The sequence below is a fragment of the Alishewanella tabrizica genome (assembly GCF_014652375.1).
Lineage (GTDB): Bacteria > Pseudomonadota > Gammaproteobacteria > Enterobacterales > Alteromonadaceae > Alishewanella > Alishewanella tabrizica.
This window is the reverse complement of sequence record NZ_BMYR01000007.1, coordinates 177,934-201,365: the sequence shown is the minus strand read 5'-3', so window position 1 is coordinate 201,365 and position 23,432 is coordinate 177,934. Positions and strand designations below refer to the sequence as shown.

General features: G+C 45.2%; 22 protein-coding genes. 8 read left to right on the top strand and 14 right to left on the bottom strand.

The features are described from left to right. Nucleotides 1–19: 19 nt before the first annotated feature. The 13 genes from IE070_RS09795 to pseB form a co-directional block, all read right to left on the bottom strand. Nucleotides 20–742 (bottom strand): TylF/MycF/NovP-related O-methyltransferase, encoded by a 723-nt coding sequence (locus tag IE070_RS09795; protein WP_189482936.1) that lies wholly within the window; start codon nt 740–742, stop codon nt 20–22. Between the two features lie 284 nt (nt 743–1,026). Then, nucleotides 1,027–1,992, bottom strand: a complete 966-nt coding sequence (locus tag IE070_RS09790) for a hypothetical protein (RefSeq protein WP_229797015.1) — start codon at nt 1,990–1,992, stop codon at nt 1,027–1,029. A gap of 10 nt (nt 1,993–2,002) precedes the next feature. After that, nucleotides 2,003–3,151 (bottom strand): glycosyltransferase family 4 protein, encoded by a 1,149-nt coding sequence (locus tag IE070_RS09785; RefSeq protein WP_189482934.1) that lies wholly within the window; start codon nt 3,149–3,151, stop codon nt 2,003–2,005. Beyond that, on the bottom strand, nt 3,148–4,056 hold the full coding sequence (locus IE070_RS09780; RefSeq protein ID WP_189482932.1) for an NAD-dependent epimerase/dehydratase family protein: 909 nt from the start codon (nt 4,054–4,056) through the stop codon (nt 3,148–3,150). Before IE070_RS09780 ends, IE070_RS09785 begins: the two co-directional genes overlap by 4 nt. Nucleotides 4,057–4,205: 149 nt before the next feature. After that, on the bottom strand, nt 4,206–4,922 hold the full coding sequence (locus IE070_RS09775) for an SDR family NAD(P)-dependent oxidoreductase (RefSeq protein ID WP_189482930.1): 717 nt from the start codon (nt 4,920–4,922) through the stop codon (nt 4,206–4,208). Next, on the bottom strand, nt 4,915–6,216 hold the full coding sequence (locus tag IE070_RS09770) for an ANL family adenylate-forming protein (protein ID WP_189482928.1): 1,302 nt from the start codon (nt 6,214–6,216) through the stop codon (nt 4,915–4,917). The genes IE070_RS09775 and IE070_RS09770 overlap by 8 nt, the downstream gene beginning before the upstream one ends. 5 nt (nt 6,217–6,221) lie before the next feature. After that, complete coding sequence (locus IE070_RS09765; RefSeq protein ID WP_189482926.1) at nt 6,222–6,479, bottom strand: phosphopantetheine-binding protein; 258 nt, start codon at nt 6,477–6,479, stop codon at nt 6,222–6,224. Between the two features lie 11 nt (nt 6,480–6,490). After that, nucleotides 6,491–7,078, bottom strand: a complete 588-nt coding sequence (gene pseH, locus IE070_RS09760; RefSeq protein ID WP_189482924.1) for a UDP-4-amino-4,6-dideoxy-N-acetyl-beta-L-altrosamine N-acetyltransferase — start codon at nt 7,076–7,078, stop codon at nt 6,491–6,493. Nucleotides 7,079–7,082: 4 nt separating this feature from the next. Then, nucleotides 7,083–8,132: a pseudaminic acid synthase gene (pseI, locus tag IE070_RS09755; RefSeq protein WP_189482922.1), complete on the bottom strand. Its 1,050-nt coding sequence runs from the start codon at nt 8,130–8,132 to the stop codon at nt 7,083–7,085. Between the two features lie 21 nt (nt 8,133–8,153). Further along, the gene (gene pseG, locus IE070_RS09750) at nt 8,154–9,185 is read right to left on the bottom strand and encodes a UDP-2,4-diacetamido-2,4,6-trideoxy-beta-L-altropyranose hydrolase (protein ID WP_229797014.1); all 1,032 of its coding nucleotides are present in this window, start codon (nt 9,183–9,185) and stop codon (nt 8,154–8,156) included. Then, nucleotides 9,178–9,876, bottom strand: coding sequence for a pseudaminic acid cytidylyltransferase (pseF, locus tag IE070_RS09745; RefSeq protein ID WP_189482920.1), 699 nt, complete (start codon nt 9,874–9,876; stop codon nt 9,178–9,180). Before pseF ends, pseG begins: the two co-directional genes overlap by 8 nt. Then, on the bottom strand, nt 9,873–11,039 hold the full coding sequence (pseC, locus tag IE070_RS09740; RefSeq protein ID WP_189482918.1) for a UDP-4-amino-4,6-dideoxy-N-acetyl-beta-L-altrosamine transaminase: 1,167 nt from the start codon (nt 11,037–11,039) through the stop codon (nt 9,873–9,875). Before pseC ends, pseF begins: the two co-directional genes overlap by 4 nt. After that, entirely contained in the window at nt 11,036–12,037 is a 1,002-nt protein-coding gene (pseB, locus tag IE070_RS09735; RefSeq protein ID WP_189482910.1) for a UDP-N-acetylglucosamine 4,6-dehydratase (inverting), read from the bottom strand. Before pseB ends, pseC begins: the two co-directional genes overlap by 4 nt. A 253-nt stretch (nt 12,038–12,290) precedes the next feature. Here pseB and IE070_RS09730 point away from each other — a divergent pair, with 253 nt between their 5' ends. Both IE070_RS09730 and IE070_RS09725 read left to right on the top strand, forming a co-directional pair. Then, the gene (locus IE070_RS09730; RefSeq protein WP_189482901.1) at nt 12,291–13,076 is read left to right on the top strand and encodes a flagellin; all 786 of its coding nucleotides are present in this window, start codon (nt 12,291–12,293) and stop codon (nt 13,074–13,076) included. Nucleotides 13,077–13,243: 167 nt separating this feature from the next. Then, nucleotides 13,244–14,725: a sigma-54 interaction domain-containing protein gene (locus IE070_RS09725; protein ID WP_189482899.1), complete on the top strand. Its 1,482-nt coding sequence runs from the start codon at nt 13,244–13,246 to the stop codon at nt 14,723–14,725. Nucleotides 14,726–14,760: 35 nt separating this feature from the next. Here IE070_RS09725 and IE070_RS09720 read toward each other — a convergent pair whose 3' ends face one another. Continuing rightward, nucleotides 14,761–16,329, bottom strand: a complete 1,569-nt coding sequence (locus IE070_RS09720) for a glycosyltransferase (protein WP_189482897.1) — start codon at nt 16,327–16,329, stop codon at nt 14,761–14,763. A 184-nt stretch (nt 16,330–16,513) separates the two neighbouring features. On the opposite strand from IE070_RS09720, the gene IE070_RS09715 reads away from it, so the two are divergent. From IE070_RS09715 to fliH, 6 genes are all read left to right on the top strand, one after another. Continuing rightward, entirely contained in the window at nt 16,514–17,749 is a 1,236-nt protein-coding gene (locus IE070_RS09715; RefSeq protein ID WP_189482895.1) for a sensor histidine kinase, read from the top strand. Between the two features lie 2 nt (nt 17,750–17,751). After that, nucleotides 17,752–19,260, top strand: a complete 1,509-nt coding sequence (locus IE070_RS09710) for a sigma-54-dependent transcriptional regulator (protein ID WP_189482893.1) — start codon at nt 17,752–17,754, stop codon at nt 19,258–19,260. 178 nt (nt 19,261–19,438) lie between these two features. After that, complete coding sequence (fliE, locus tag IE070_RS09705; protein ID WP_189482892.1) at nt 19,439–19,777, top strand: flagellar hook-basal body complex protein FliE; 339 nt, start codon at nt 19,439–19,441, stop codon at nt 19,775–19,777. Between the two features lie 32 nt (nt 19,778–19,809). After that, entirely contained in the window at nt 19,810–21,513 is a 1,704-nt protein-coding gene (fliF, locus tag IE070_RS09700; RefSeq protein WP_189482890.1) for a flagellar basal-body MS-ring/collar protein FliF, read from the top strand. Then, nucleotides 21,506–22,537, top strand: coding sequence for a flagellar motor switch protein FliG (gene fliG / locus IE070_RS09695; protein ID WP_189482888.1), 1,032 nt, complete (start codon nt 21,506–21,508; stop codon nt 22,535–22,537). Before fliF ends, fliG begins: the two co-directional genes overlap by 8 nt. A 52-nt stretch (nt 22,538–22,589) precedes the next feature. Further along, the gene (gene fliH / locus IE070_RS09690) at nt 22,590–23,396 is read left to right on the top strand and encodes a flagellar assembly protein FliH (protein WP_189482886.1); all 807 of its coding nucleotides are present in this window, start codon (nt 22,590–22,592) and stop codon (nt 23,394–23,396) included. Nucleotides 23,397–23,432 lie beyond the last annotated feature (36 nt).

The window sequence follows — 23,432 nt, the reverse complement described above, 5'->3', positions numbered from 1 at the left end:
CTGGCAGTATGCAATAAAATTATTTGATCTCTGCTTTCACTAAATATGGAGTCCCTCTGATACTCTCACGCAACTGAAAGTCATTTCGCTGGCGGAGAAACTCTTCGACAGCTGTCCGAGCTCCCGGAAACGGCTCAGAAGACTGATTGGCATCCTGCAGCAGGTAGTCATCTATTACAACGATTCCCCCCGGAACAATTCTATCTGCAAGTCCGACCAAGGGGGTTTTAACAGATTGATATAAATCACCATCTAAATGGAGTATGGAAATCTTACTGGATGATATTTTTGAAATTGTATCAGAAAAGAACCCTTTAATAACATGCAAATTCTGTAAAGTATTAGCCGGAATTGCAGCATTCTTAATGATTATGTTTAGTGACTCTGGGGAGTAGTTAAACTGTTTATTTGGTGAGCTGGCCCATTCTCCTTTTTTGGGTGCTCTTGGGGATTCATCTTCTTTTGTGGGCTCAGGGAATCCTTCGAAACTGTCCAAAGCAAATATTTTTTTAGATGTATTATTAACATTGTTATAGTAGGTTGCTAGCGATAGAATGGTTAGTAAGCTTCTGCCTCTGCCAACGCCAAATTCAATGATGTCGCCTTCGAGTCCTTGGGTTATCTTAAAGAAATGATCCCAATACATTACGTTTAACGCGTTCTGCATATTGAATACATGCCAATAGTCACTGACATCTGTAGGATGCTTTATTTGTTTGAATAGTTCATATGTTTCATTCATTTGATTATTGCCATTTTAATGTTGCAAATATGTTTTATTTACTTTAAATTTACCCTGTGCGATTACATGTTTTGCTTTGTTCTTGGATGATTTTTCTTATTTTTTGTATATCAGAGTTATGTTGTTAGTTTTCGCTGAAAAATTTCAGTTGCTCGGGTATACAAGGTTTTGGGAAATGTTCATTTTATTTCCAATTGTTCTTTGCGCATTTTTATGTCCAACCTTATTCGAAAATATACACACCGCAGAGTCGTGTACTATTTTTGTACACGACTAAAGTAGTTTCAGCTATTAGTCGTGTGAATGTGATTGAAAGCGGCAACTGACTCACTCAGAGTATTCGTTTCCCCCGTTTTCACATTTTTTACCAGCATATCTTCAATCAGTTTGAGTCGCTGTTTACCTGCTATGAAACTGAGTTTGTACTGCTCATCTCGTGATTCTCTGATCTTGGATTCGACATAAGCCTCTTTGGCTGTCAGCACTTTGAGCGGGCCAACCCGATCATTGCGTACAAAAAAAAGGTTATTTCCGGTGCTGTTGGAACCGATCAGCGAGTAACCTTTCTGTTGTCCCAGTTGTTCCAGTGCAGCAATAGATGCGCCGTAATAGAGGTTGCTAAAGTGGGCAGTGGTGCGGAAGAATTTAGGGTCATAAGGAATAGAAATAGGAGCTTCAGAGCCAAAAATACTGTTCCATTCCACAGCTACGATCACTGGATTAACTACATCAATAGCTTGCCACACCCAATAATCATTGCCGTCAATATCTACACTCAACAAACCAATATCACCAGAAAAACCAGCATTCTTTATTAATTGATTGATGTTGTCGCGGTCAATCCAGGCATGTACGGCAGTCAAGTCATTTCGCCAATAGAAGTCTTGCTTTTTTATTGCAGCTACATTTTGCTCAGCCCCATCAAAAACCAGACCTTTCCAGTTATTGTTTACTAATAAGAAACGGGTGTTTGATTCAAGGTAACTTTCGACCCCAAATTCTATAAAAATTGATTCTTCCTGAGAAATTTTTGTTTCTCTGATTAGATATTGAATGATGCCATCTTCGCCAAATTGGGAGAAAACCTTAAACTCTGCATCATGCAGGCTTTTAATATCAGAACGTTGTTGGTTGGTAACGGCGAGTGCGCGACCTTGTAAAACCATCATATCGGACAGCCTTTTATGTAAAGATCTCATGGCACTTTTGACCAAGGCATTGGTATCTGGTTGCTCAGGACTAGTTGGCATCTTTTATTCCTTAAACATTTTTGAGTATAGCCGAAATGATAGTTTGATATTTTTCAGCAAATAATGCGCGATTTTCAGCCAAAGTAATTCTGGCTTGAGCAAATCTGCTAACCGCTCGCTGTCTTTCATTATTTTTTTGCTGCCAAATTTGCAAGATTGCTGCGGCCAGTGCCGATGGATCTCGAGGCGGAAAATAAACAGCATCTGCAGGAGCTTGTTCTCTGTGTACTGGCAGATCGGAAAGGATGATCTTTTTACCTGTGTATTTTGCTTCTTCCACCGTGGTGCTCCAGCCTTCAAACAAGGAGGGATTGATAATAGCTAAAGCTCTAGCCATTAAGGACATCATTTTGCTGCGTTCTACCAAACCGAGGACGACAAACCGCTCCTCAAGCCTTAACTCTTTGACCCGTTGCAATAACTGCTCAATATGGGTTGCATTACGGTAGTCATTAAGACTACCGGTACAGATCACCTTGATCTCCCGAGGTAGCAATAGCAATGCCTCTATAACCACAGCATGGTTTTTATGGACCCAGAATTGATTCGGCAGATAGAAAAAGTCGTCTTCTACCTGTGGCTGAGCGAGTATCTGTTGTTGACAGGCAAGATCTTGAGCTTGGATATAGGGTACAAAGCGCAAGACGTGAGTTTGAACGGAGTCATATTGCGGATAAAAATGCCTGAAATCCCTCTCTGCCGATTCGCTACTCAAAAGTAAATGACCGGAACGTTCTACAGCCATGGATATAGACTGGTCTCGGCTACCAATTTCTGCTTCTCTAAACAGCTGCGGCAGATAACAATGCTGAAAATCGGGCATCCAGTAGATAGTTGGCGGTAGCAGGCGTTTACCTGGCATGGTATGGGTTATCAGATCTAGCTGATAGAGCCGGGCATAGTAGGCTAGACCGATGTTAGTTTGAAAGTGACGACGTAACCTTCTGACCCGCTCAGAATTATCAGTTAGATGCTCACATTGGATGATTTTGATATGAGGTTTATAGCTATGGCTAAATATGTCGCTGCGATTGGTTAAGATATAATACTCATGATCGGGGTTTGGATGTTGGTTGAGCGCTGAAAGTAAACTTAAGAAATAGTTTATGCCACCAAACCAATCTTCAGTGACTAATACGCAAATCCCGACTTTTTTCATGATTGCTCCTGCTGTTTAAACCAAGCAACATAACGCTCTAACCCTTGTTGCAAACTGGTATTTTTAAGTTGTGGATAGGCTATTTGCTCCTGGCTACAGGCTACTAGGTTGTCAGGATCTCCAGGTTTACCAATAGAGGAAAATTCTGGAGGCCGAGGGTATTTTGCAATCTTCAATAACATGGTAAGGATTTGCTTTACTGTAATTCCTTTACCTGTACCGGCATTTAGTAGTTGATTCTGCTTGTTGACATTCTTAGTCATCAAGCTGAGGAGAAAATCGATAAGATCACCGATATAGACCCAATCTCGTTGCTGGTTCCCACTGCCAAAATAGCAAAATTCTCCGCGCTGCGCTTTTTTAAGGGCATCCCATAGCAGTTGCCTACGCAACCCTTCGCCATAGACTGAAAATGGACGTACTATTTGTGCTGACAACTGAAAGCGGCGATAGTAAAACAGGATCATCTCTTCTGCTAGTTGCTTATGTAATCCATAAGGTGATATAGGATTAAGTGAACATTGTATTGAGGTGCTGGCGGAAGCATTTTCACCGTAAACAGCTGCACTTGATAGATAAATCAGCCTTGCTTGCGGCCAGTCTGTCTGCATCTTATCCAGCAGTGCACTCAGGTTGGGTAATGTCTTGGCAAAATCGTGCTTGGGATTGTGTAATGAACTTGCAACTGAAGCGCCACCTGCCAGATGAAAAATCAGATCCGGCTTTGCGCATTTCTGATATAGATCACTGTTTAATTCCCCTGACAGGCACTCGATAGTATCACCAGCCAAAGGGACAAGATTATTGCCTGCCACTTGGATCTTGTTCTCTGTATTGCGTAATGCTGCAACCAAGTGACTACCAATAAAACCACCAGCACCTAGCACTAAGATTTTTTTGCTCAATTTATAATTCTCCGGGCTATTTGCAACTTAGCACTGCAATTTAATAGCGGAAGCTTCAGTTATTTTCTTTCTTTATTTCCTAGCTCGTCGTGCCAGTAATATCCTGCTTCCCTGGACAGCTCTTTGAAAGCCGACATATATCAAGGTGGTCAAGCCGTACTACCAGCATCAACAGTAATCGTTGTGCCTGTTATCGCAGCTGCTTGCTCGCTTAGCAGATACACCACTGCACCTGCTGTATCATCCGGTGTGGCCAGCCGGCCCAGCGGGCTGCGCCGTTTTATGCTTTCTAATTTATCGCCCTGCAGGCTGTGCGTCATCTCGGTTTGCATGTAGCCTGGTGCCACGCAATTTACCGTGATACCGGCTTTGCCAACTTCACGGGCTAAAGATTTACTAAAACCTTCCAGTGCCGCTTTGCTTGCGGCATATACGCTTAAGCCGTTAAAACCGGTGCGGGCGATAATCGACGAAATATTGACGATACGGCCGCTTTGGTTTAACAACATTGGCCTTAGCAAGTACTTACTAAGCAAGATAGGTGCCTGAATGTTCAGGTTAAGTAAGCTATTTATCTCAGAGTTGTGCATCGTTGCCAGTACACCATCATAACCAACAGCAGCGTTGTTAATCAGCGCATAAGGCCGGCCGTATTGTTTAGTCAGTTCGCTACAAAGGGCCGGAATGTTATCCAGTTTAGATAAATCAGCTGCGCGAAAGAGTAAGCCTTGCTGTTGTAGCTGTGTTAACTCATCACTTGGCGTTCTGGCCAATCCCAGTACGCTGTAACCTGCCTGCAGCAACTGGCGGCATATCGCTAAACCTAAACCACGGCTGGCGCCGGTGACAATCACTAATTTACTCATGAGGCTCCTTTACATCAGCCTTACGGCTTAACTTACCAGTCGCATTGGTTGCTAAACTGCTGACTATATTAAACCGGGCGGGCAGTTGATAGCGCTCCAGTTGTTGCTGGCAGTGCTGCACCAACTGAGCTTGCAGTGTTTTACTGTCAGTACCGGTGTCGACAACAATATCTGCGATAACTAACTGGCCTATGACGCTACTGGTTTTGGCATACACCTTTGCCTGGCGCACGGCAGGGTACTGTAACAATACCTGTTCTACCTGCTCGGGATGAACTTTATTACCGCCAACATTAATAACACCGCTGGCACGGCCCAGAAAGACAACTCTGTCTTGTACAATAGTGACTAAATCGCCGCTGTCCAGATAGCCATCGCTATCAACAGCAGACGCTAGGCGGGTATCAGGCAGCTGTGGCGGCTTTAACCATAAATGTTGCTTGGCATCGATTTTAAGCAACAGGTTGCTGTGACATTGATTTAGCCAACTGGCTGGAAAGCCAGCACGCTTATCGGCAACGGCAAAACCCACACCGGCTTCGGTAGAGGCGTAGATATGTAGCAGACGGGCAGTTGGGAATAACGCTGCCAGTGTATCAAGTAACGGCTGGTCGGTAATTTCACCGCCCAGCGTTATTTGTTGCAAGGGCAGTGCGTTTATTTGCGCTGTCATCAGTAACTGTCGCCACAAAGAGGGCGTGGCCGATACTGCATTGACACTGTATTGTTGCATCAGGTTAAAACGCTGCTGCGCATCACCGCTGTTGCAGTCGGTTATTACTGCGCCGGATAACAGACTTTGCAATAGCACCTGCAGCCCGGCAAAACGGCTTGGCTGATAACATAATGCCCAGTGCAATGCCGCACTTTGTACTGAGGCTTTAGCGGCGCGGCTTAAGCTGGTAAATGAATGCGCTATCCATTTTGGCGTACCGGTGGTGCCTGATGTTGCCAGATACCAGAGGGTTGTTTCTGCTATAGGCGTTGCAGTTGCAGTTGCGGTTATAGGTGCGGTTGAGGTATTTTCAGGCCAGCGGATAACCTGCTCTGGCAATTCAAGGTTGTTATCCGGCAGCAGATAAAGTGCCCGGCACCAACCGTCAAACGCCAACAGGTCACAGGTAAAAGTGCTAAGGTCGGTGTAGCTTAGGGCGATAGCATGATGTTGCAGTGCCGGATATTGCTGCCTCAGTTGCACCGCTTGCGCTACCAACTGCGGATAGCTGATATCAGCCCCGGCGCTGATGGCAGTGCTGTTATAGTTCGCTTGTTGCAGTCGCTGCAGCAGATTCATTGGTTTTAGTTGCCGTTTGCCAGTGTCTGGCGATAAACGCCGACAAATTCGGCAAAAGTGCGTGGATAAACGGCTATTTGCATCTGGCTGAACGGATCTATGCCTAAATCTTCTTCCAGTTGCGCGACCAGCATCGCGAAGCCCAGCGAGTCGAGCCCGCTTTGCAGCAGTACCGTGTCATCGTTGATGTTATCAATCAATTGACAGTTTGCGATGATGGCAACCTGATCCAGCGTTTGGCGAATAGTATGTTCCAGTTCCACGTTAAAACCTGCTACTGAGTAAATTGAATAAAACTGGCCGCTGCAGCAATTTGCTTTGGCAAACGCGCTAATACGGCGTCGCGGTTGGCACGCCAGTCGGCCAGCGGGTAGTGAAACGCTTTTACCTGATAAGGCTGATTATCTCTGTGTTTGCCCGGGAAGTCGGGTAAAGGCTGGTAACCAAACAACTGGTGCATTTTTAGCACGCTTTGGTTAAAAGACAGTACTTCAGCATATAGGCTGTGCTGTGCGTTTTGCATTGTCGCATAGTCCAGTGCGGCAATCTCCAGCAACAGCCCTGAGCCTGGCCAGACATTGGTTTCACCCAAATAGCAGCCCCATTCCAGCACGCCGCTGCTGTGCTGGTTAAAGTTAAGCACGCCTATCGGCCGTTCATTCTGATAAAAAACAAAGAAGTTACGGCTTAAATCAGACTGCAGTTTTTCAAACCAGGCCAGGTGTTCATGCCAGCTAATAGGCGTGTCATTGTGCATATTGCGCCGGATATCCGGTTGGTTACGCCACTGCCATACCAGCTCCAGGTCGGCCTCAGTTAGAGGGCGAAACTGACTGACGGGATACTGCTTTGCTGTCAGCATAGCGCTACAGATACTCCCAGCTCATCGCGGTGCCTTTGGCTGCCGCCTTTTTAATTGGTTTACCCAGCAACATTGGCAGATATTTCGGTTCCAGACCCAAGCCGGGGCGCACAGAACGTAAGTTAGCCGGGGTGAAAATGTCACCTGGTTGCATATCTTCGGCAACATATAATGAGCGGCGGTATTTACGCGAGGCCTGCTCTTTGTCTGTGCCGCCGTAAGTGACTTTACCCAGCGCTACCGCAGCGCGCTTACATTCCTGCACCAGCGCGGAAAATTCATCGGGCTCAAGGGAAAACTCGGCGTCAACACCACCTTCACTTCTGTCGAGTACAAAGTGTTTTTCAATTACTGTTGCGCCCAGCACCACACTGGCAACGGCTACACCGATACCGGCAGTATGGTCAGACAAACCAACCTGACAGTTAAACAGCTGAGCTAAATGCGGGATTGTCGCCAGATTGGCATCAACCGGATCGGCCGGGTAGTGGCTGGTGCATTTTAGTAAGATAAGCTGATTGCAACCGTGTTTACGCAGTACCTCTACCGATTCAGCCAGCTCGGTTTGTGTTGCCATACCGGTAGACATAATCACAGGCTTACCGGTTTTAGCTACTGCAGCCAGCAGAGCGTGATCGCTGTTTTCAAATGAGGCAATTTTGTAGCAGGGCACATTAAGCTGCTCTAAAAAAGCGATAGCGTTAACGTCAAAAGGCGTGCTAAATGCCAGCATATCGTGCGATTGAGCGCGTTTAAATAGGGGGGCATGCCATTCCCAGGGCGTCATAGCCTGTTGATAAAGACTATGCAGCGATCTACCCTGCCACAAATTATTCGGATCTTGAATCACGAAGTCACCCTCATGGATAGCCAGCGTCATGCTATCTGCCGTGTAGGTTTGCAATTTAATTGCATCTGCACCAGCTGCGGCAGCAGCATCAACCATTGCTAATGCCTTATCCAGCGATTGGTCATGGTTACCCGAGAGTTCAGCAATAATAAAGGGTGCCTCTTTGGCACCTACTTTTTTGTTGCCAAGTAAGATTACCGACATATTGTTAATCCTAATGATTTTTTATTGCAGCGCGAGTAGCTCTTCTACTACAGCCAAGGCTCCACCGCCTGCAGGGGTTACGCTGCTTGCTGCAGTCGCAACCGCTTGAAGCAATTCTGGTTTTTTCAGATAGTAACTTATTTTTTCTATCAGCAATGCCTCAGTGAGCTCAGTGGCATTGCCCAACCAAATACATGCCCCCAGTTTGTCCAAATAAGCTGTTGTTGCCTGTTGATTTTCGGCAATTGTTACGACCAAACCAGGCAGAGCACTGATGCATCTTTCCCAATGGGTCGCACCGCCTGCACCCAGCATCAACTGCGCGCGTTGCATCAGTGTTGCCATATTTTTGCTTTGCACATGTAACTGCATATTAGGTAAGCTGGCAAGCTGCTTTTCAAGCGCGATGCGCCATGGGTTATTTTCCCCTATTACTATATCGGCCGTAACTTGCTCGGGCTTTAGCTGCTTTATGGCGTTTATTGCCAGAGCGGTTAAATTGTGTTCATCGCTACCACCAAAGCTCACCAGTATATGATTTTGTTGTCTGCTGGCGCTGGTCTGATAAAACTCATCACGCAGCAGTGCATAGTGTGGACCGAGTAACTGTTTGCAATTTGGGGGCACCAAAGCAGTATAACGTGCATCGGCATTTGGCAGCAGATTCTGATCAAGTAATAAGTCACAATCGTGCGAACGGTTGGCTAAATCGTCAATAACCAGTACAGTTTTACAGCGTTGGCGTAACAGTTGGCAAAAGGCGTAGCCAAGTTCGTAGTGATCCAGTACTAACAGCTGATAAGGCTGCTTAAGCTGCACCAGAGTCTGGTGAGCGTCTTCTTGTTCTGAGGTTAGCTGTGCTGGCAATACAAGTACGGTAAAACCCTGTTGGCGGATAAAGTCGATAAGATTGCCATTTATTTTGCGGCAGATAAAATGACAATTAGCGCCTTGCTGCGTAAGTGCTTTAGCTAATGTAAGGCAACGCATTACATGGCCGCTGCCAAGCGTGACAGACGCATCGGTTCGAAACAGTACCTGCATCTCAGGCATGTTCCTGCTGTAGCAATTTATATAGCAGTTCTGCCCGGTGCCAGTCGTCCAAGGTGTCGATATCCTGGACCAAATGATCGGGTAATACCTGCATTCGCGAGTTGTCACCAAAGACCTGTTTATTGGTGTCTAGCCAAGTCTCGGCGCTGGCCCAATAAAGCTGGCCCGCATCATGATAAGCGGGGGCTAAATCTTGTGAGCGTTTCCCTATGCTAGCAGCATCGAACGGCATAACGCCGCCCCTTTCAGTCAGTAGTAAAGCTCGTTGGATCGGAAAAGAGAAACGGGCACTGGTAAACACATAATCAGCGGTGTTTGCCAGCAATTGCTGATAACCGTCGCGAATAACTGTGGCATTGAGTAATGGGGTTGTGGCATATAAGCAAGCACAGTATTTTAGATCCCAACCCAGTTGCTGTAACTGGCGTATAGCATCTCGGATCACGGCACTGGTGCCTGTATAATCATCGGCTAAGTTTGGCTGGCGCATAAACGGCACTTGGGCACCATATTGCCGGGCAATATCCGCTATTTCGTGATCGTCTGTCGATACCACGACTTTATCAACAATGCCACTTTGTAGTGCCGCCTTAATCGGATAAGCCAACATCGGCTGACCGCAAAAATCTTTGATATTTTTCCGAGGTATGCGCTTACTATCGCCACGGGCAGGAATAATGGCAATATTCATTGTGTATTTTCTAAAAAGTGTTGCAGGGCATCAACCACACTGTGTTGCTCCTTAGCTGTTAACCCCGGAAACAGCGGTATGGTTAGTGCCTGTTGATAATACAGCTCAGCTTGTGGGCAATAGCCAGCTTTAAAGCCGAGTTGCTGATAATACGGCTGCAAATAGATGGGAATATAGTGTAAATGCCCGACAATACCTTGCTGTCGAAGAAACTGAACACAGTCTTTATGCTGGGTTTTATTCAGATTGAGCAGCCTGACTACATAAAGATGATAGCTGCTATAAGCATAGGGTTGCTGTTGTAATGGGGAAATGCCTTTATTGTCAGCAAAGGCATCATCATACCACTTTGCTAATAGATGACGTTCAGCAACAAAATGAGTCAATTTGCTTAACTGACTTAAACCTAACGCCGCTTGCAGATCAGTCATGCGGTAGTTAAAACCGAGCATTTGCTGCTGATAATACCAAACACCATGGCTGGGTTCGGTTAATTCCTCGGCTTCTGAAGTGATGCCATGGCTGCGCAGCATTTGCATTTTTCTGGCAAGTTTGGCGTTATTGGTGGTGGCTATACCGCCTTCGCCGCAGGTGATAATTTTAACTGGGTGAAAACTAAAAACGCAAATGTCGGAATAAAAACAATTGCCTACTGGCTTGTTTTGGTAGCTAGCACCAATAGCATGTGACGCGTCTTCAATCACTTTAAAGCCATATTCTTTGGCTAACGCAGCGATAGCCGGCATATCGCAAGGTTGACCCGCAAAATGCACCGGTATAAGCACCTTAGGTAGAGAGTTTGTCTGTTTTGCGAGTATTAGTTTTTCGCTTAGCGCCTGAATAGACAGGTTGCCAGTTTCAAGCTCGATATCGACAAAATCTACCGTTGCGCCGCAGTATAGAGCGCAATTGGCTGACGCCACAAAGGAATTGGGGGACGTCCAAACACTATCGCCGGGGCCTACCTCTAGCGCTAAACAAGCGATATGTAATGCGGAGGTGGCACTGTTAACGGCTATCGCAAACTGAGCTTGGCATTTTAGTAAAATCGCTTGCTCAAATTCAGGTACTTTCGGGCCTTGGGTAAGCCAATTAGAGTTTAATACCTGCTGAACTGCAGCCAGATCCGCGGCATCTAATAGCTGCTTGCCATAGGGTATCATAACGTCGCCACGTGGTTACATTGACGAATTTCGTCAATGTTTAAAAAATGTGTATTTGTATTAGAGACATACTCAAACCCCTGTGCAACTAAATGCCCCTGTTCACCTAAAGCGTTAGTTGTAAAATCATTACTGCGATTAAAAAATTTAATGGCGGGTGCAATAACAAAGTGGTCAGCGAATTCGAAGGTATGAAACGACATATCGCCGGGGCACATCATTTCATGTAATTTTTCACCTGGGCGGATGCCAACAATTTTAATGGGTAACTGAGGTGCCATGGCTTGAGCTAAATCGGTAATACGAATGGAAGGTATTTTAGGCACAAAAATCTCACCGCCAAGCATCCGTTCAAAGTTCTTTAAAACAAAATCGACACCCTGTTGCAAGGTGATCCAAAATCGTGTCATCTGCTCGTGAGTAATAGGCAAATGCCCAGCATTTTGATTAATTAATTGTTCAAAGTAGGGTACAACTGAACCGCGTGAGCCCACAACATTACCATAGCGCACTACCGAAAATCGTGGCCGGCTGCTGCCTACCATATTATTGGCCGCTACAAAAAGTTTATCGGATGCCAGTTTGGTTGCACCATACAGATTCACCGGATTAGCGGCTTTGTCGGTGGACAGCGCAATAACTTTATCAACGTTACAATCAATTGCGGCGTTAATTACATTTTCAGCGCCATTAATATTGGTTTTAATGCATTCGGTGGGGTTATATTCGGCTGCAGGCACTTGCTTGAGAGCTGCTGCATGAATAACATAATCAACACCATGCATAGCACGGCGTAGCCGCTCAGGATCTCTTACATCGCCAATAAAGTAACGCATGCATCGCTCATTAAAACGTTGCTGCATTTCATATTGTTTGAGCTCGTCACGGGAAAAAATGATGATTTTTTTTGGTTTGTATCGTGCCAGCAATGTCTGGGTATATTTATGACCAAAGGAGCCTGTGCCGCCGGTGATCAGAATAGTTTTACCATCAAACATGTGTCAGCCCACCCGAGTTATTGTCATTATTATTCACCCAATATGTGATATGAGATTAGCGTAAGCGTTTAAGAAAACCTAGTAAAATCAGATAGCATTTAGGGCGCATACTATTCAAGTTTAACTACTTTAATTGTTGATGCAAGTCTGTGCTGAGTTTAGCGACTAAAACAGCTAGCTAAAACAATCAGGAAATTGAGTATATCTGCAGATCAGGCTAAACTATAACCAATTAATTTGAGGAAGAATGGCTATGAAAGTTAACACACCGAATACCAATATCCTTAATAATGTTCTGCAGCAACAACAAAAACTGGCGCAGCAGCAAGCCACGGGTAAGCGCATTAACAGTGCCGCTGACGATTCTGCAGGATTACAAATTGCTAATCGGCTAAGTAGTACCCTTAATGCGCAAGGGCAGGGGCAGCGTAATCTGGCTGACGGTATCGCTTTTGCACGCGTCTATGATCAAGCGTTACAAGGTATTAATGATAATGTGCTGGAACTAGAGCGTTTAACCATTGCGGCGGGTAATGGCATTTACAATGATGCCGATCGGCAAGCGCTGCAAACTGAAGCAAATGGTTATTTGGCTAATATTCAGCAAGGGCTGGGTGCAGAGTTTGCGGGCAAAGCGCTGTTTACTGACAGTAATCTCACCTTTAATGCCGGTGAAAGTAGCGTGGCACTGCAAACGACTGATCTCAGCGCCGTTTTGGCGGATCAGAATCTGTTTAATCTTGATATCACTCAGCCCGCTAATCAAGCCAATAATTTAGCGACCCTTCGCAGTACGGCAGAGCAACTCGGGGCGTTTCAAGCGGACATCGGCGCAAGCATTAATGCATTTCAAGGAACAGCTAATGCAGTTTCAGGACAGCAAGTGGCAACCGCAGAAGCGCGTTCACGCATTGCAGACTTAGATTTTGCTAAAGCGAGTGCAGAGCGGGCGGCTAACGGTATCTTAGCGCAAAGCTCAATTAATGTTGCGATGCAAGCCCGCGTCACCTCAGAGCAAGCGCTATCATTATTGAGCTAGCTTGATGCTTCGTGCGAGATAGGTTGCGCTTGTTAAAACATCAGAGGGTTTAGATTTTAATCAAACGCTATTTTTTTGACAAGGCGTCAAAAAAATAGCGTTTTGCCTTGCAAGGGCGCGCACAGCTTGTACAATGAATTGAAAGAAGACTAATAATCTGTGTGCTAATGTCAGAAAATCCCAATCTTTATATTGTTGATATGCAGGCTGGTCGCCGAGAGCGATTGTCTACTGTATTAAGCTTTATTGGTGAAGCACATCATTTGCTTACGCCTGACACAGTCATAAACAAACTGCAATTGCATCCAGAGTCTGTGGTCCTGTTAGGGGCCACTGAACAGGTTGAACCTGCAATGTTAATACGCCAGTTTCCGGCATGCGCCTTTATTGTTATTAGCGACAGTTTGGCGTTCTTGCTCGAGCATGCCAATGTTATTGGGGTATTAAGTGAACATTTTGCTTATGCTAGCCTGACCCAATTGTTGCGTGATGCGCAGCAATATCACCGTTTATTGCCTACCCATAAAAAACTAGACAATCAGGCTAAGTTTGATGGCATGGTGGGGCAAGCACCAGCCATGCAAAAAATCCGTTTTTTAATTCAGCAAGTTGCCAGAACGGAAGCCAATGTATTAGTGCTTGGTCCTTCGGGTACGGGCAAAGAAGTGGTTGCCCGCAATATTCATTTGCTGTCGCATCGCGCAAGTGGTCCTTTTGTGCCCATTAACTGCGGTGCCATTCCAGCTGAGTTATTAGAAAGTGAATTATTTGGGCATGAAAAAGGCGCCTTTACTGGGGCAATATCAACCCGTAAAGGGCGCTTTGAACTGGCACAAGGGGGGACGCTGTTTTTAGATGAAATAGGTGATATGCCACAACCGATGCAGGTAAAGCTATTAAGGGTATTGCAAGAGCGCATCTTTGAACGGGTAGGCGGTTCGCAAATCTTAAAAGCGGATGTTCGTATTATTGCGGCAACGCATCGTGATTTGGAAACAATGATCGCCGAAGGCAGTTTTCGTGAAGATTTATACTATCGGCTAAATGTATTTCCTATTGAGACCCCCGCTCTGCATGAACGTGCAGAAGATTTACCTTTGCTGATTAACGAATTGTTGAATCGGCAATATCAGTCGCATCAGGCTAAAGTAAAGTTTACTGAGCGCGCTATAGAGAGCCTGAAATTGCACTCTTGGCCAGGTAACGTGCGTGAATTAGGTAACTTACTGGAAAGAATGGTGATCATGTATCCTGATCAAGTGATTGATGTTGCTGAGCTTCCTAAAAAGTATCAACACCTTGAGGTTGAGAGTTATCAGCCTGTCTATCCCGAAGCATTACAAGAACGCGATTTATTAAATGCCTTGTTTCAAACCGATGATAATGATGATGACGCTAATGAAGAAAGGGTTGCTGCAACCAGTCCCATTTCGTTAGAAACTAGTTTTGCGGTGCAGAGTATCTTGCATGACTTACCACATGATGGCTTGGACTTAAAAGAATTTCTGGCTGAGCTGGAGATCCGGTTTATTTCTCAAGCGCTGGAACGACATGATTTTATTGTCGCCCGTGCCGCTGAGATCCTGGGTTTAAGACGTACCACCCTAGTAGAAAAAATGCGTAAGTATAATCTGGGCAAAGATGATTAGGCAGTAAATTTTTTACTGCCTAGCTGGTTATTTTGTTACATCTGCTTGTATAGCTGCCATGGGTAATCAAAAAAATGATGTAGGTTTATTTGTTGTAAAACATCGGAAAATGCCATGTCACTGTTCATAAGCACTTTAGCTCTATCCTTGGCTATTTGTGATTGCTCCAGATAAAAATTTTTATCGTTTTTATATTTAATAATTTTTTCGCGCAATTCATGCATATTATTAACTATAAATGCCTGTCCAGCTGTTGTTGCAACATCACCCATATTAAGAGTGATAACCGGTTTCCCTTTGAATAAGGCTTCAGCTGCGGAACTTCCTCCTCCCGCTCTTGGCGGGTTAAGGAATAGGTCGCATGTTTCGAGGACGGCTAGAACGTCGTCTTGGAAGCCCAAATGACTTGAGTTTTGTTGAAAACGAGGGTATTTGTCACAAAGTTGGGTATAAGTATCAAAATATCCAACGGTAACAAAATGGATCCCTTGATCACATAGCGGTAATAACTCTTGTAAAAAACTCTCTGAGAATTCAGTTGTTAATCTACCGCCAATCAAGGTTATCAAGAGCTTATTCTCAGGTAATCTAAGGGATGATCTGCTAAAAATGTTTTTTTGTGGTTTAAAATCAAATGTAAAAGTGCTTTCTATTACACTATCAGCAGATAAACCATATTTGCTCAAGTTATTTTTCTCTAATTCAGATACTTTGCGTCCAATAACTCTAAATTGACTTGGGGAGTATGACAAGCTACTAAATACTGTTGATATAACCGCATTAGGAACAATTTGACTGCTGATATCAGCCAACAAATTTTCGCCAATACTAATAGTAAAGCTAGGTTTTAGGGTATTAATTACATCAATAAGCATTGTCATTTCATGTACATTAGGCATTGTATCAGAGCATTGCGCATACTTAAATTTGGCTCCTTGATATTCCATTGTTTGCTGTTCAATATCAGCTCTATTTGCTAACGCCATGTCAAACCAAGGTAAAGCGCCTGCTTTTGGTAATAAATCGCAGGTGTTAATCAAAATAACTTCTTTGCTAGCAATACTTTTTAAGACTCTTATCCGGTCTAACGCTGTTTTAGTTGGAGCATGATTTAGGCCAAGAAACTGAGCAGTGAACACCACAATTACATCTTCATTTCGTTCAGTTGCAGGTATGTAGTTAATTTTTGCTTTAAGTTGGTTGTTAAACTCAGTAATGATTTGCTGGTATAGCGTAATGCTTTTTCCCGAGGCTGTGCTGTTGATTCCCTGAAAGTTGATAGATTTAAGCTGATAGTAGATGAAAAACTTTTCATTTGCAGACAATCGCATACCTAAAATATCGTCATATAACTCTGAAATATTGATGGATTGTGTTCCGGCTTTTAGCAATAAAGAATATGCGTAGAGTAATGCATAAGGACCATAATCTCTGAATTGACTAATAATACTGGAAACCAATTCATCGGTGCTTATAGTTTGCTTAAATAAGGTTATCCATGTTTTACCAAGCTCACTAATATCACGTCCTCTTGTGTCGTAAAGCGGATTAGTTGCTGGAATAAAAAACGCTTTGAGCTGATTAGTAACATTATCAAGTGTCATTTTAGTCTTTATTGATTTGATAAAAAATTAACAATAGCAGTATTAAGATATAAAAAACAAGCATACAAAAAATACAAGAGTCATTTTTTTGACTGAAAAAAATGTTGTAAATTAATCGTTTAACACTGGCATGCTCTCTGCATAACCTAGCTTATTATCTGTTAGGTTATGTAGGAGCAAGCTGATGACGGTTGCCGTCGCCCCCCTTTTGAGCGAGCAGACCTCTTATCATCGGTCTTTACCGCTAACGAACACAGCGCCGTTGGTTTCGTCTTCTGCTGCGCTGCGTGATCTGGCAAGCAATAACTCGGACGCTTCACGTCTACACCATATTTTACATTGTTTACCATCGGGGGTTATTTTACTTGATAGTAAAGGTGTGGTGGTTGAGGCGAACCAAGTTGCGATCACCATGTTAGGTGAGCCCTTGCTAGGCCAGCGCTGGTTAGCGGTGATCACGCGCTGTTTTAGACCACGCAGTGATGATGGGTTAGAAGTGTCGTTGGCAGATGGCCGACGTCTTAAAATTGCCATTAGCGCATTATCACCTCAGGCGGGGCAATTATCTCAGGCAGGGCAAGTTATTGTGCTGACCGATTTAACTGAGACACGAGAATTACAACACCGCATCAGTCATCTTCAACGTTTATCCACCTTGGGTAAAATGATGGCAACGTTAGCGCATCAGATCCGCACGCCGTTATCTTCAGCGTTACTGTATGCTGAAAATCTCAACAGCCCCAAGCTTACAACAGACGCTCGCGCGAGCTTTCAGCAGAAACTTATTGCTAGGCTTAACGATCTTGAGCAACAGGTAAACGATATGCTGTTATTTGCTCGCTCGGGAACGGCGCAAGCAGTCGACGTCCTTAGCTTGCAAGCCTTATGTGATGAATGGGTAAGTCGAAGTGAAGCGCTATTGCTGCAGCATCAGGCGAGCTTAACCATTACGCTGCATACGCCACAGCTGCAGCTATTAGGGAATAAAAATAGTCTGGTCGAAGCTTTGCTTAATTTATTGCAAAACAGTTTACAAGCGGTTGGACACCACGCCTGCATCCATCTTGAGCAAGGCCACACCAACAATAATCAACTGCTATTAAGATTTAGTGACAACGGACCTGGCATAGCAGCAGATATTCAAGCACATATTTTTGAGCCTTTTTTTAGTCGTAAGGCCGGTGGCACGGGGTTAGGCTTGGCGGTGGTCCAGGCTGTGTTTCATAGCCATCAAGGGCAAATACGTTATGTAAATCAGGCCAATTATACGGAAGATCCACAATTCGCGAACGCGTTAGCGGGTGCGTGTTTTGAACTGGTATTGCCAGTGTATGCCTTACCAGATGTGCCGCATGGTACAAAACAAGAGGCTTTGACTTGCACTCAGGACCAACACGCAGGCAAGGTTAGGGGAGTATGAGCATGTCTGATATCCGTATTATGGTCGTGGAAGATGACGCAGGTTTACGTGAAGCCTTGGCTGATACGTTGATGCTTGCGGGTTATCACGTGGTGGCGGCGGCCAGTGCTGAAGACGCCTTATTGCATTTAAAAAAGCATGTTGTGCAATTAGTGATTAGCGATGTGCAAATGGGCTCAGTTTCGGGGTTGACGTTACTGAGAACTTTGCGTGAGCATTACAGCAAGATCCCTGTATTAATGATGACGGCCTATGCGAATGTGCAAGACGCGGTCGAAGCAATTCGGCTCGGGGCAATTGATTATTTGGCGAAGCCCTTTTCGCCAGAGGTGTTAGTCAGTTCAGTGGCGCGCTATGTGATACCTGAACCCACTTCTGTAACTGAACCCATAGCGGCAGCGCCAGAGAGTAAGGCGTTGCTGCAACTTGCCGCGCGAGTGGCACAGTCTGCGGCAAGTGTGATGATTTTGGGCCCCAGTGGCTCCGGCAAAGAGGTGCTTGCACGCTATATTCATCAACAGTCTGCACGGGCAAGCGCACCTTTTGTTGCTATTAACTGCGCGGCCATTCCTGAGAATATGCTTGAATCTACCTTATTTGGCTATGAAAAAGGCGCTTTTACTGGGGCAATTTCCGCCTGTCCTGGCAAGTTTGAGCAAGCGCAAGGTGGCACCTTATTGTTAGACGAAATCACGGAAATGCCGCTTAATTTACAGGTGAAAATCCTACGCGTGCTGCAAGAGCGTGAAGTGGAGCGGTTGGGCAGCCGCAAAACCCTACGTTTAGATGTACGCATCTTAGCCACGAGTAATCGCGATTTACGACAAGCCGTTGCTGAAGGACATTTTCGAGAAGATTTATATTATCGTCTCAACGTCTTTCCGTTATGTTGGCCAGCCTTAAAAGACCGAGCAGCCGATATCGTGCCGCTGGCGTTACATTTGTTACAGCGGCATTGTCAGTTACAGCAACGGCCGATTGTCCGTTTAAGTGACGCGGCAGCGGCAGTTTTAACAGCACATACTTGGCCCGGAAATGTACGTGAATTAGACAATGTGGTGCAGCGTGCGTTGATCTTACAGCAAGGTTTAGTGATTGATGCAGCTGATATTTTAGTTGAATCCGCCCCACGTCGCGATAATCCACAGTTTAGCCGTTCTACAGATGACACTGTGCAAGCGCCGTCTCAAGACGCAGGGGGAGCGGGTTATGTCTCCATTACAGAGCTTGCACCACCGGTTTGCTATGCACCATCCGAAATGCCTGCTTCTGCTGCCGCGGCATTCGTAGCTACTAGCTCTACTCCTAGCTCCGCTGCTAGTTCTGCCATTAGCTCGGCCAGCGATTTTAAAACAGAGATCCATGAACAAGAGCACAAGTTAATTTTAGCCACCTTACACGCCTGTGCTTTTAAGCGTAAAGATGTCGCGCAAAAGCTCGGGATCAGTGATCGTACCCTACGCTACAAATTAGCTCGGATGCGTGAATCAGGGATTGAAGTCCCCGTATAGCCCAGTGCTCTCCATAAGCCTGCTAGCTGCTTAACCTAATACCTATCACAGAAGTGGTAGGTTAACCTGCTGTTTTTAAATTGATTAATACTAATTACCACTATTGGTTAGGAGTTGGCATAACTTCTGCTTAATCAGGGATAGTGTAGGTGATAGCAATTTTTTGACAGGGTGCATTATGGAAATTAAAGGTCAGGCGTTATATGCCCAAATGCAGGCGATGGCAGGTCAGGCGCGAGCGTTACCTATCGAAGCTGATCCCAGTATGGCGGTTAAGCCGGTAAATGGTAGCCAATCTGACTTTTCTACCTTGTTTAAAGATGCCCTTGGTAGCGTAAATGCCTTACAACAGCAAACGCGGGTAATGGCAACGGCTGTAGAAATGGGTGATCCACGTGTGTCACTGGCAGAAGCCATGATCGCCGCTCAAAAATCCTCTTTAGCATTTGAAGCCACCGTGCAGGTTCGCAACAAAGTGGTTGAAGCTTATAAAGAAATTATGTCGATGCCAGTTTAATCGCGTATCGCAGCGAATCCAGGAGAAGTAAGGTGGCAGAGAATCAATCAACCGAGTTGGCGTTAACCAACACCGATTTCAATAACGAAACAACCCCTGAACCTAAGAGTGGCTTATTAAATTCCTTTGGGGGGGGAGGCGATCTGATCCGGCAAATTACCCTAGTGGTCGCACTGACCATCTGTGTCGCGATTGTAATTCTGATTATTTTTTGGGCTAAAACGCCGGAAATGCGCCCATTGGGCACTTACAACACACAAGAGTTGATTCAAACGCTGGATCATTTAGATGCGCAAAAAATAAAATATAAGCTGGAAGGCAACGTTATTCTGGTTCCAGAAAACACCGTGCAAGATGTCCGTTTAAGTTTATCGCGGGCAGGGCTTAATCAAGAACCGTCGCAAGGTACCGAATTTTTATTACAAGACAGTGGATTTGGTGTTAGCCAGCGGCTAGAAATGGAACGCTTAAAACATAGCCGTGAGCAGCAATTGTCCAGAACTATTGAAGAGCTGCAAAGTATCGCCAGAGCGCGCGTATTATTAGCTATTCCAAAAGAAAATGTGTTTGCTCGTCAGCAAGCACTCCCTTCTGCCACCGTGCTGGTCACTGCGCGTGGTGGCCGAGTAATTCGAGACAGCGAAGTGGATGCTATTGTTGATTTAGTTGCCTCAGCAGTACAAGGTTTGGCGCCTGGGCGGGTGACGGTTACCGATCAAAATGGTCGCTTATTAAACAGTGGTTCGCAAGATGGTGCTTCGGCGCGTAATCGTCGCGAATTGGAAATTCAGCGCAGCCGCGAAGATGAATATCGTCAGAAAGTTGACTCTATTTTAATGCCGGTATTGGGTATGGGCAATTACACTGCCCAAGTTGATTTAGTAATGGATTTTACCGCAGTTGAACAAACACAAAAGCGTTTTAATCCTGATCTTCCCGCTATTCGTAGCGAAATGGTGATTGAAGAAAATAGCGTAGGAGGCAGCAGTAGCGGTATTCCAGGCGCATTATCTAATCAGCCACCAATGCCTTCAGCTATTCCTGAGCAAGCTACAGGCGCTAATTCGCAGGCGGTAATTCCTGGCCGTAATTCCCGTGAATCGACCCGCAACTTTGAATTAGATACTACCATCAGCCATACCACGCAGCAAAGTGGGGTGATTAGGCGCTTAAGTGTATCGGTGGCAGTAGACTACCAACCGGGAACACCGGGTGACGATGGCGTAGCAGTGCCGACACCAAGAGCTCAAGCTGAATTAGAAAATATTCGTCGCTTATTGCAAGGCGGGGTTGGCTTTGACGTACAACGGGGCGATACTATTGAAGTGATCTCTGTTCCTTTTGTACGCGAACAGCTAGACGTTGTTGCTGAAGTGCCCATTTATCAACAAGAATGGTTCTTACAAGCGTTAAAGTTGGTGATGGGCGGCTTAGTGATCATCGTATTACTGTGGGGCATAGTACGCCCCATGTTGAAGAAACTCATGAATCCAGCCGAAACTGCCGATGCTTATAATGAAAACGCGTTAACGCAAGGTTTAGATTTAGGTGATGATGATGATTTAGGCGCAAATCAATTTGACGAGAAATCGGTTGGTTTTGCCCCGGATGGCACCTTGATGTTACCGGATTTACATGGTGATGAAGATTTACTAAGAGCGGTGCGTGCGCTTGTGGCGAACGAACCGGAATTGTCCTCTCTGGTGGTAAAAAATTGGTTAGCAGAAGATGAGTGAGAAAAAAGAGGTTAAAGCCTTCGATATTAGTAAACTCGATGGCGTAGAAAAAGCGGCCATCTTGTTGCTGAGCTTATCAGAGGAAGATGCTGCCCAAATTCTAAAACACTTAGAGCCAAAGCAAGTGCAGCGTGTAGGCATGGCAATGGCACAAACTACCGATTTAAATCAAGCAAAAATTGCTGCGGTGCATAGGCGTTTTATTGAACAAATTCAGAACTTTAGTACTATAGGTTTCCAAAGCGAAGAATTTATCAAACGCGCATTGACGGCGGCGCTGGGTGAAGAGAAAGCCGCTAACTTAATAGATCAAATTGTCTTGGGCGGCGGTGCTCGCGGTCTTGATTCCTTAAAATGGATGGATTCCAAGCAAGTTGCCAATATCATTCGTAATGAACACCCGCAAATTCAAACTATTGTATTGTCGTATTTAGAGCCAGAGCAATCTGCCGAAATCTTGTCGCAATTCTCTGAAAAAGTTCGCTTAGATTTAACTATGCGAATTGCCAATTTAGAGGAAGTACAACCGGCAGCATTGCAAGAGCTAAACGAAATTATGGAGAAACAGTTTGCTGGGCAAGCGGGCGCACAAACAGCAAAAATGGGCGGCTTAAAGGCGGCTGCGGATATTCTTAACTATCTGGATACCAACTTAGAAGGTCAGTTAATGGATTCTATCCGCGAGCATGACGAAGAGATGGCGCAGCAAATCCAAGATTTGATGTTTGTATTCGAAAACCTTATTGATGTGGATGATCGGGGAATTCAAACCATATTGCGTGAAGTTCAGCAAGACGCCTTGATGAAAGCGCTAAAAGGGACTGACGAAAACTTAAAAGAAAAGATCCTGAAAAATATGTCTAAGCGGGCAGCCGAATTGTTGCAAGATGATTTAGAAGCTATGGGGCCTGTGCGGATCAGCGAAGTAGAAGCGGCACAAAAAGAAATTTTATCCATTGCCCGTCGCCTATCCGATGCGGGCGAAATCATGCTGGGTGGCGGTGGTGGCGAAGAATTTGTGTAACACAAATGTAGGCTGCGCCCGTGTATTGGGCTCAACTGTTTTCAGGTAAAATATGAATACTGATCCGTTTCGATATAAAAAACCTTTTTCACCTGATGAGGCCGTATCTGACGCGCTTGAAGCTTGGCAGACGCTTGATTTATCTACCGAAACAGATTTAAAACCTGGTCAGACTAACGCATTAAATCTACGGTTACCCCCAAAAACGCTAGTTGAGTCTAGCTCAGTGGCCGAGGAGCCCGAGTATAAACCGCTTACCGCCGAAGATATGGCGCAGCTGCAACAAGCGGCCTATGATGACGGCTTTGCCGAAGGTAAAGAAGAAGGCTTTAGTAAAGGTTATAAAGAGGGGCTTGAGCAAGGGCAAGAAGCGGGATTAGCGCAAGGTATTGCAGAGGGTAAAAAACAGGGTTTAGCCGCGATCCAGCCAGAAATTGAGAATAAGTTAGGACAACTCACTCAGCTTATTGAGCAATTACAACAGCCATTAAAAGGCTTAAATGAACAAGTCGAGCAAGCGCTCAGCGAGCTAGCGTTGGCCATGGCTAAAGCCGTGATTGGAGTTGAGGTAAAAACCAATCCCAAGGTGGTATTACACGCTTTACAGCAAGCGACAGCTGCACTGCCGTTAAAAGCCGAACACGTGATCATTAAATTACATCCCGATGATCTGACTATCATACGCGAGCATTACACTGAGACAGATTTACAGGAAAGGCAATGGCAATTACGCGCTGAGCCCCTGTTAGAGCAGGGTGGCTGCGTGGTTGAATCTGAAAAATCCAGCGTTGACAGAACCTTGACACAACGACTTGAAAGCAGCTTGGAACATTTCCTGCATCACTCCTCAGAAGACTAACGCCAATCTGCGGCGTTTACCCATTGCAGGTATTTT

Coding starts and splice junctions, on each gene's coding strand:
- IE070_RS09795 (WP_189482936.1), bottom strand. CDS start 742: ATGAATGAAACATATGAACTATTCAAACAAATAAAGCATCCTACAGAT.
- IE070_RS09790 (WP_229797015.1), bottom strand. CDS start 1,992: ATGCCAACTAGTCCTGAGCAACCAGATACCAATGCCTTGGTCAAAAGT.
- IE070_RS09785 (WP_189482934.1), bottom strand. CDS start 3,151: ATGAAAAAAGTCGGGATTTGCGTATTAGTCACTGAAGATTGGTTTGGT.
- IE070_RS09775 (WP_189482930.1), bottom strand. CDS start 4,922: ATGAGTAAATTAGTGATTGTCACCGGCGCCAGCCGTGGTTTAGGTTTA.
- IE070_RS09770 (WP_189482928.1), bottom strand. CDS start 6,216: ATGAATCTGCTGCAGCGACTGCAACAAGCGAACTATAACAGCACTGCC.
- pseH (WP_189482924.1), bottom strand. CDS start 7,078: ATGCTGACAGCAAAGCAGTATCCCGTCAGTCAGTTTCGCCCTCTAACT.
- pseI (WP_189482922.1), bottom strand. CDS start 8,132: ATGTCGGTAATCTTACTTGGCAACAAAAAAGTAGGTGCCAAAGAGGCA.
- pseG (WP_229797014.1), bottom strand. CDS start 9,185: ATGCCTGAGATGCAGGTACTGTTTCGAACCGATGCGTCTGTCACGCTT.
- pseF (WP_189482920.1), bottom strand. CDS start 9,876: ATGAATATTGCCATTATTCCTGCCCGTGGCGATAGTAAGCGCATACCT.
- pseC (WP_189482918.1), bottom strand. CDS start 11,039: ATGATACCCTATGGCAAGCAGCTATTAGATGCCGCGGATCTGGCTGCA.
- pseB (WP_189482910.1), bottom strand. CDS start 12,037: ATGTTTGATGGTAAAACTATTCTGATCACCGGCGGCACAGGCTCCTTT.
- IE070_RS09730 (WP_189482901.1), top strand. CDS start 12,291: ATGAAAGTTAACACACCGAATACCAATATCCTTAATAATGTTCTGCAG.
- IE070_RS09725 (WP_189482899.1), top strand. CDS start 13,244: ATGTCAGAAAATCCCAATCTTTATATTGTTGATATGCAGGCTGGTCGC.
- IE070_RS09720 (WP_189482897.1), bottom strand. CDS start 16,329: ATGACACTTGATAATGTTACTAATCAGCTCAAAGCGTTTTTTATTCCA.
- IE070_RS09715 (WP_189482895.1), top strand. CDS start 16,514: ATGACGGTTGCCGTCGCCCCCCTTTTGAGCGAGCAGACCTCTTATCAT.
- IE070_RS09710 (WP_189482893.1), top strand. CDS start 17,752: ATGTCTGATATCCGTATTATGGTCGTGGAAGATGACGCAGGTTTACGT.
- fliE (WP_189482892.1), top strand. CDS start 19,439: ATGGAAATTAAAGGTCAGGCGTTATATGCCCAAATGCAGGCGATGGCA.
- fliG (WP_189482888.1), top strand. CDS start 21,506: ATGAGTGAGAAAAAAGAGGTTAAAGCCTTCGATATTAGTAAACTCGAT.
- fliH (WP_189482886.1), top strand. CDS start 22,590: ATGAATACTGATCCGTTTCGATATAAAAAACCTTTTTCACCTGATGAG.